Annotated in this window: 9 protein-coding genes and 5 tRNA genes; 4 read left to right on the forward strand and 10 right to left on the reverse strand. The window is 61.6% G+C overall.

Annotated features, from left to right (window positions below):
* The 9 genes from ABD120_RS39605 to ABD120_RS39645 form a co-directional block, all read right to left on the reverse strand.
* Nucleotides 1–657 (reverse strand): phage portal protein (locus ABD120_RS39605; protein ID WP_343955668.1); only part of this gene is annotated, 657 nt, incomplete at its 3' end.
* A 51-nt stretch (nt 658–708) separates the two neighbouring features.
* Nucleotides 709–2,268 carry a hypothetical protein gene (locus tag ABD120_RS39610; protein ID WP_343955670.1) on the reverse strand — a complete coding sequence of 520 codons (1,560 nt, stop codon included), beginning with the start codon at nt 2,266–2,268 and terminating at the stop codon, nt 709–711.
* Between the two features lie 9 nt (nt 2,269–2,277).
* Nucleotides 2,278–2,484, reverse strand: a complete 207-nt coding sequence (locus ABD120_RS39615; protein ID WP_343955672.1) for a hypothetical protein — start codon at nt 2,482–2,484, stop codon at nt 2,278–2,280.
* Complete coding sequence (locus tag ABD120_RS39620) at nt 2,484–2,972, reverse strand: phage terminase small subunit (RefSeq protein WP_486348458.1); 489 nt, start codon at nt 2,970–2,972, stop codon at nt 2,484–2,486. The genes ABD120_RS39615 and ABD120_RS39620 overlap by 1 nt, the downstream gene beginning before the upstream one ends.
* A gap of 34 nt (nt 2,973–3,006) precedes the next feature.
* Nucleotides 3,007–3,083, reverse strand: a tRNA-Met gene (locus ABD120_RS39625).
* A gap of 230 nt (nt 3,084–3,313) precedes the next feature.
* Nucleotides 3,314–3,386 (reverse strand) — tRNA-Asn (locus ABD120_RS39630).
* 74 nt (nt 3,387–3,460) lie between these two features.
* Nucleotides 3,461–3,532 (reverse strand) — tRNA-Phe (locus tag ABD120_RS39635).
* Nucleotides 3,533–3,617: 85 nt separating this feature from the next.
* Nucleotides 3,618–3,689, reverse strand: a tRNA-OTHER gene (locus ABD120_RS39640).
* A 145-nt stretch (nt 3,690–3,834) separates the two neighbouring features.
* A tRNA-Leu gene (locus ABD120_RS39645) sits at nt 3,835–3,907 on the reverse strand.
* Between the two features lie 198 nt (nt 3,908–4,105).
* Here ABD120_RS39645 and ABD120_RS39650 point away from each other — a divergent pair.
* Together ABD120_RS39650 and ABD120_RS39655 are read left to right on the forward strand one after the other, a co-directional pair.
* Nucleotides 4,106–4,375, forward strand: coding sequence for a hypothetical protein (locus tag ABD120_RS39650; RefSeq protein ID WP_343955676.1), 270 nt, complete (start codon nt 4,106–4,108; stop codon nt 4,373–4,375).
* 182 nt (nt 4,376–4,557) lie between these two features.
* Nucleotides 4,558–5,214 (forward strand): DUF6011 domain-containing protein, encoded by a 657-nt coding sequence (locus ABD120_RS39655; RefSeq protein ID WP_343955678.1) that lies wholly within the window; start codon nt 4,558–4,560, stop codon nt 5,212–5,214.
* 66 nt (nt 5,215–5,280) lie between these two features.
* On the opposite strand, the gene ABD120_RS39990 is transcribed toward ABD120_RS39655, so the two are convergent.
* The gene (locus ABD120_RS39990) at nt 5,281–5,598 is read right to left on the reverse strand and encodes an HNH endonuclease (protein WP_425564123.1); all 318 of its coding nucleotides are present in this window, start codon (nt 5,596–5,598) and stop codon (nt 5,281–5,283) included.
* A gap of 192 nt (nt 5,599–5,790) precedes the next feature.
* Between ABD120_RS39990 and ABD120_RS39660 the strand changes: the two genes are divergently transcribed.
* Both ABD120_RS39660 and ABD120_RS39665 read left to right on the forward strand, forming a co-directional pair.
* Nucleotides 5,791–6,549: a hypothetical protein gene (locus tag ABD120_RS39660; RefSeq protein ID WP_343955680.1), complete on the forward strand. Its 759-nt coding sequence runs from the start codon at nt 5,791–5,793 to the stop codon at nt 6,547–6,549.
* On the forward strand, nt 6,546–6,821 hold the full coding sequence (locus ABD120_RS39665) for a hypothetical protein (protein WP_343955682.1): 276 nt from the start codon (nt 6,546–6,548) through the stop codon (nt 6,819–6,821). Before ABD120_RS39660 ends, ABD120_RS39665 begins: the two co-directional genes overlap by 4 nt.
* The last annotated feature ends 214 nt before the right edge of the window (nt 6,822–7,035 follow it).

A 7,035-nucleotide genomic window follows, 5' to 3' on the forward strand; every position in this document is an offset into this window, starting at 1 on the left:
GTTCACGGCGTCCTGAAGGGGAATGATCCGCTTGAGTTCTGATACAGCCTTACCATTGAGTCGAGGGCGATTCAAAAGCGGAACGACCGGAACGCGCCCTAGCGGGTTGTTCGCCTCCGTGAACTCATTCCAGTCCTGACGACCCGTTGTGTACGTCGAGGCGTAGACCCGATTCGGTAGCCAGAGCGTCGCGTGGGTGTCGCCCCACTCGTCATCAATCTTCTTCAGAGCGGCACGGATAACCTTCCGCGAGCCTGGAACGTAGGACACGACCATTTCATGTGCCGACTCGGGAACGACGATCGGCTCCCCGTCCGAGTCACCCCAGACGGTAATGAACGATGCGCCGGTTACGAGCGCATCTGTGTGCGCCGCGTCCGAATCAGCGTCGAGGCCGTTTCGCTGCCAGATATCGAGGGAATCGGTGTCCGCTTCTGGGTCTTCGGTGAATCGGAACCCATCTACCTGCAACCGTTCGGCGACCGAATCGACGACCAACGAAGCGAAGTTGTCCGCCCAGGTGTCCTCAAACATCGAGCCAAAAGCCTCGCGGAACTTCGCCGCTGCAAACGACAGTTGATGACGGCCCTCATAATAGTCGTCGTAGCGTCTCGCGGTAGCCGACTGATTGTTCAGCTCCCGCTCAAGATGCTTCACCCATTCGATAGGTGCGCGGGGGTACGGCTCTAGAAACGTCAAGAAACCCTCTCAATAGCTGATGGCGCGATAACGCTTCTTGCGTAGGCGCCCGTCCGCTATCGCGTCGGCCCGCGCCTCGACCGCCAGCACGGCGGCCATGCACGCGTCAATATGCTTCTTTGACTTCTTGGTGTCCTTCCTCAGGACCACGCCCGCGCGCACTTCGCGCGTCCGGGCGTTCATCACGTGGCGGGTCAATGTGGCATCGCCGACGTGCGAGATTTGCTGAGTCTGGATGCCGGTACGGAACCGCTCGACGGCGGTACTCATCGGTGTATCGCGATGAGTCCAGAACTCGAATATGTGGTTATCGCCGAACTCGATAGCCCAACGACCTACGATGTCTTGCCAGTAAGCAGGGTCGGCATAGGCCCACTCGACGCGGTATTCATCGAACGCCTTAGCCATAGCCGCATCTACGGCCAACACATCGACTTCCCAGTCATCGCCCGTGTGCGGGTTCTCCCAAATCGCGATGGGGAACACTAGGCCATCAGACAGGCGGCAACCGATGATCGCCGTTGCGTCATACCTCAAAGAGCCGTCAAATCCAATAGCGATTTGGTCGCCAGGCTTCGGAGTCTCCTCCGAGACAATCGCGTCCCAAGCCTCCTTCTCGATGGCCTGGTCAACGGTCGCCGTAGGCTGGTTCAGAAAGTAGCGCTTAGCCTCGTGCTCTTGCATGGTCTGTAGCTCGATGACCATGCGGTCAAGGTCCATCCATTCGGACGCCGGACCGTAGACGTAGCGGAGGGCCTTCCGAAGCTCGGCCTTGTTCCTGATCGAAACAGGCGGGGCTTCCTTGTGGTCGAACAGCAACCCCGGATGCTCGATCAGCCCGTCAGTGGCCTTCAAGAAATCCGAATGCATGCCCTCGGCGATGCTGTCCTCGCCGGGCGCATACATGGTGGAGGTTTCCAACGCCCATGGCTGGGCGCTCTTACGCTTCAGGAGGTTTCGAGAGACGGTCTTGTGCATCTCGCGAAGCTCGCGAGTGACGTATAAGTGGGTCTCGTCAAACACCCCTAGCGTCTCTTTCCCGCCGTCCTTGCTTGCCGACGAGGCGGACGACGGAACGATTTCACCGCCGCCCGGCTGGGGAAGATTGACCTTCGCCAGGTTGATATCCAGCCCCGGATAGGCGTCGTATACCGGCCCTTCCGAGAGCATGTAATGGACGTTGTCGTAGGTGTTTCCAGCCTGCGATTCCTCGGTCGCCAGACACCGAATGAACGGGTACGTGACCGGTCTGCCAACCGGGTTCCCGTTCGCGTCGAAGCCGTCGCATCGCACCGGCCCGAGGGCTTCAGCGCACACCAGCATCCCGGCAAGCTCGGACTTTGCCCGTCCCTTCGGACGGGAGAGGAAAGCCCGTGTAACGCGCCTCCGGCCTCGCCTATCGACCTCGTACGCGTCCACGATGAACCGCGCATACTCGCGATCCATCACGATCGGTTGCCCCTGAACATCGCCGGGGCCATGGACTAGGTAAGCCTCGATCCAGTCGATGACCTGGTATCCGAGACTGAATTCGGGGGCCGTCCAACGCCCGTCGAGGGCGTAGGGCAAGCCCCCTCCTTACTGGTGTGCGTATGCCTGGTTGATGATCTCGACGCGATCAGCCGGAATCCGGACCGTCAGATACGGGCCAGAACCATCCGGAGTGAACGCGGTAGAGACGTGCTCAACCGTCCACGGGAACGCGTAGCCGTCGATCGTGAAAGAGAAGAACCCGTCCGGGAGACGGGTCACATTGGCGACGGATGCCAACTTCGGATCGGCCACTAGTCCTCCAACGCCTTACGCCGGTCAGCGATATCGGCCACGGGCGCAAGCGTCGGCTTGGTTTCCTTCGGCCCTGAGAGCTTCATGCGCAGCCGTTGACGGTCGGCGATGGTGGCGCCCAGCCGCTCCTCGTTAAGCCGGATCTCGGCAAGGATGGCTGTCCGGGGTTCCTCGTGGTACTGCTCGACGAGCGGCGCCAGCATCGCTAGGCGCATCCAATCCGTTGACGTGAAGGCCGCCGATTGCGGCGCCGACCGCCACGTGTCCCACCATTCGCGCGTCGCAGCCGAGTACTTCGCGTACCCGCGAAGCCGGGGCGCCTCGACGGCCGGAGGCACGTCAGAGAGCGTGATGGAATCCACGGGATCGGCGTTCCTGCGAACGCGACCATCCTTCGGTGCTGGTCCTGTACCAGCCACGCCCCACCCCCTTTCATCGAACTCGATCAAGACGTGTAGGTGGCCGCGTGTACACGCCTTAGCGGCCACGTCGGCTAGCAAGGCCGACGCAGGCGAACCCGCTTGGTTGCAGGGACGGGATTCGAACCCGTGCTTGGAGGCCCATGAGGCCCCTGTGATCGACCACTACACCACCCCGTGTTCATCACTCTCCGCGCTGGCCGGCACTTGTGTGCAACGCGTTGACCTGCGGTTCCTTGAATCGCAGGGACTTTGCCGGCGACTGCGGAGCGTGAGGATTCTGCCTCTGGCGGAGCCTTGTGCCCTGAAAGCTTCGGGGCGCCAGACAAGCTATGGGGGCGTGCTTCCGTTACACCACACCGGGGGATGAAAGCCCCGGCACCGGGATTCGAACCCGGACCACCCCCCCGCTGGCCTGCCAGGGTTCGAACCTGGAACCACCGGATTAACAATCCGGCGCTCTGCCGATTGAGCTATAAGCCATTGGATCAGAGGAACGTGCTACCGCTACACCATTACCGGTCTCCGGGACTCGAACCCGGCCCTTTCCTCTGTCGCCGAACGCCCAGGGGTCGAACCTGAGTCCGTGGCACTTCACGCCACTGCTCTGCCGATTGAGCTAACGTCCGTCACGGTCATGCACCCTCGTTACATCACTACGCGGCTAAGTCGATTGCCGCGCGCCCGGAGTCGAACCGGAACTAACCGCTTGCGCGCAACCGGCGGGAGTCGAACCCGCATGATGCCGGACCAAGATCCGGTGCTCTGCCCTTAAGCTACGGTCGCGATTGCTCGGGATGGTCGGAATCGAACCGACACCGCCCGCCCTGTTTGCGGCTGATAAGGCCGCCCCTTGGGGCCGGAATGCTGCCTACACTCCATCCCTGAAGGTTCGTCCAACCGGCTTATCAGGCCAGTGAATGAACCTTTGTGCCGCCCTAGGGATTCGAACCCTAACCGTCCGGTTCCTGAGACCGGTGCCTCTGCCGTTGGGCTAGAGCGGCATGTGTCTGTGGCGGGATTTGAACCCGCATCTCCTCCTCACCGGAAGCGTGCTGCGCCCTTACACCACACCGATACGGGTAGGGCCGTCGCCCTTCCGACCGGGGCCGTCGCCCCCACGAGTCCAAAGCTATCCGGCAACCAATCGGCGCAGGCCCCTGTTACCCCGGCTTGTCGGCCCCGGTCTGTAAGATGTCGCCATGACCGAAGGCAAAGACCTCGACCCCAGCGGATTGCGGGGGAAGATCCATCCCCCGAACAAGTGGAAGCCCGGCGATGTCGTACTAGACGCCGAGGGGAATCTATTCGCACGAAGCGATGATCCGCGCTGGGTGTGGGGATATCCGTCGAACACCGCGCGCACGCACTTCGGCGTAACCGTCCCTGACGGGTCGGTCGAGGAAGACGACCCCGTTCGACCACTCACGCTTCTAGTGCGTGATGGGTATCCAGTCCTGGGCGAAGACTAGGCGTTTCTCGCCGGGCGAAGCTGGTGGCAATCCCGCAGCTCACAAAGCGTAATCGCCCTTGGAAGGGCCGTCGCATACCCTCGCCCAGACCCGTACATCCTGCGAGGACCAGCCCTCCACAGTTCTCAAACCGTCTGGACTGTGGGGGTACCCCCTCCCGGGTATCGCACTATCGTCACTCCATGTACACGCGCAACCAACCTGCAATACGTGTACACGCTGTGGCAAACTTCGCGATGTCAGCAGGCTTCAATCGGAGGGCTCTCGTAAGAGGCCATCACAACCAACTTGCAAACCGTGTACACGTGCCTTACTGTCTTCCCTGTCAGCAGGACGGGGGCGAAAGCCCCCGAAGGGAAGGGAAAACATCCATGGTTAACGGCACTGCTACCGAACCCCAAAAGAACCTGATTCGCCTGCTCGCGGTCGAGCGGGGGCTTGACCTTCAGACGATCGAGGCAGGCTTTGAGGACATGACTAAGAGTCTCGCTAGCGACTTCATCAAGTTCCTGAAGGGGCTCGCGGCCACGAACCCGGCGAAGCCGGTTCAGATCGTTGAGGCCGGGTTCTATAAGCTCGGAGAGAAGTACTTTGAGGTTCGGGAGTCCAAGGCCGGGCGGCTGTACGCCGTCGAGATCTACCAGAGTGCATCCGGGGGAGCCACTTCCGACTACGCCCCCGGCATCGTCCGGCTGCTGAAGCCGGAAAACCTTCTGACCCTCGACGAGGCCAAGGTGTTCGGGAAGGAAACGGGATCGTGCTGCATCTGCCGTAGGGAGCTGACGAACCCGGAAAGCATTGAGTCTGGGATTGGTCCGGTCTGCGCTAGCCGCTTCTAGGATCGCCTCTAAGCCCCCGCTGCGGCGGGGGCTTTCCTGTGTCTAGGGTCGAACCCGTAGGAGCATCTACGGCTTACGTAGGCGCTCTCTGTGTGTCTTAGCGAGATGACATCGGGCGCATATGGCGCCCAGATTCGAGGGGTCGTGATTGTCCCCCGGAACGATGTGATCAACCTCACTAGCGTCTTCGCCGCATTCGTAACAGCGGTAGCCATCGCGCCGAAGGATTCGGCGACGGATCGTAGACCAGTTGCTAGGAAGTCGAGAGATGTCCTGTCGCGTGTGTCCGGCCCACGGGCCGGGATCGTGATCGACGCACCTACCCCTAGCTTTCACTGTCTGACGGCATCCTGCCGTCGAACAGATTGCTTTTGCTCGTGGCATGAAACCTCGCGCGCCCGGGGCGCGTTCCTGGCGAACATGGCTGTTGTGTGAGCCAGCTAGGTAGCTGAAGGGCGTTGCGATCGGGTCCGTTTGGACTACCCCGATCGCCTACGGGTTTGCTAGCTGCCTGAGGGGCAGCGTTCCTATTTGCTGCCCCCCTAGCCCCCCAGGGGGGTTCCTATCCCTATATAGATGTCCGGCACGGCGTTCCGCCGACACGCCCTTGATGTGATCTGCATCACAACGAATGCTTGCAAGTTGGCTGCAAGTTGGTTGGGCCGCTACGTTCAACGTGTGGCAACGACGCTTACAGTCCCCTCCGGGGATCTCTCGAAAGCCCTCGGCAACGCTGAGGCATGGCTACCGGCCAAGAGCCCGGTTCCCGTGGCGCTTGTGATGGTTCGGTCCGATGGTCCGCTCTCGATTCACGTGACCGACACGTTCACGGCCGGGGAAGCCTTCTGCCCCGTGGAGTCTCGCGACCAGGCGAAGGCGGAAGCCGTTGAGATCGTCCGATCCGATCTAATCCTGTTGGCCAAGCGCGCCCGTCAGGACGGCACGCGCAAGACGTATTCCCGCCTGACGATCGAGACCGGCCAGGGCGTCATCCTTCACGGGGCCATCGACGAGCCGAACCCCACGACGGCAACCGCCCTCGCGGCGGGCGGGGACTCCTGGCGCCCCGAATGGGCGATGCTGAGGGACCTTTTCGAGATCGCTGAGAAGCGCGAACCGTGGCTCATGGTTCAGCCCCAATACATGACCCTCCTGAACAAGGTTCGCGCCGACGTGGTGGGTAGAGGGGCTCACCTGGTGGCCGTTCCGGAGATCGGCCCTGTTCCCGAAGTCGGCGCCGTGTTCGCGAAGGTGGGCAAGAACTTTCGCGCCCTGATTATGACCCTCGACGAAAAGCGCAATGAAGACTACTTGGGTGAAGGTGGCTTGTGGTGACTGGCATCGCGGATTTCTATATGACCAAGCACGCGGCGAGCCGCGCCCTCGACATGCTGGTGACCATCGAGGAGATTCAGACGGCGCTCGTTTCCCCTGAAGTGACATATGGACAGTCTAACTATGGTGACTGCGCTTCCATTCGGCAGGCAGGCAGTATTGCCCTGGCGCTGAAGGGCAAGATGGTGATGAGCGTTCTCTACCGCAAGACAGAAGCGTGGTCGAGGGAAGATATCGCGTGGGCGATTCAGCAGGCGGGCGACGCCGCGTGACCCTCCCCCCCGACGTCGTCGAGGCCATCCGCGAGCAAGCCCGGAGAGACCACGTTCCCGATCCGGCCCGCTGGTCCGCCGTCCTAGCCACAGTGCGAGTGATGCGAGAGGCAAAGGCCGATCAGGAAGCCGCATAGGAAAGCCCCCGCCGTGGCGGGGGCTTTCTGCTTACACAGGGACGATTGTCACGGAATCCGGGGGCATGTTATACCGG

The sequence above is a fragment of the Nonomuraea longicatena genome, from assembly GCF_039525605.1.
Taxonomy (GTDB): domain Bacteria; phylum Actinomycetota; class Actinomycetes; order Streptosporangiales; family Streptosporangiaceae; genus Nonomuraea; species Nonomuraea longicatena.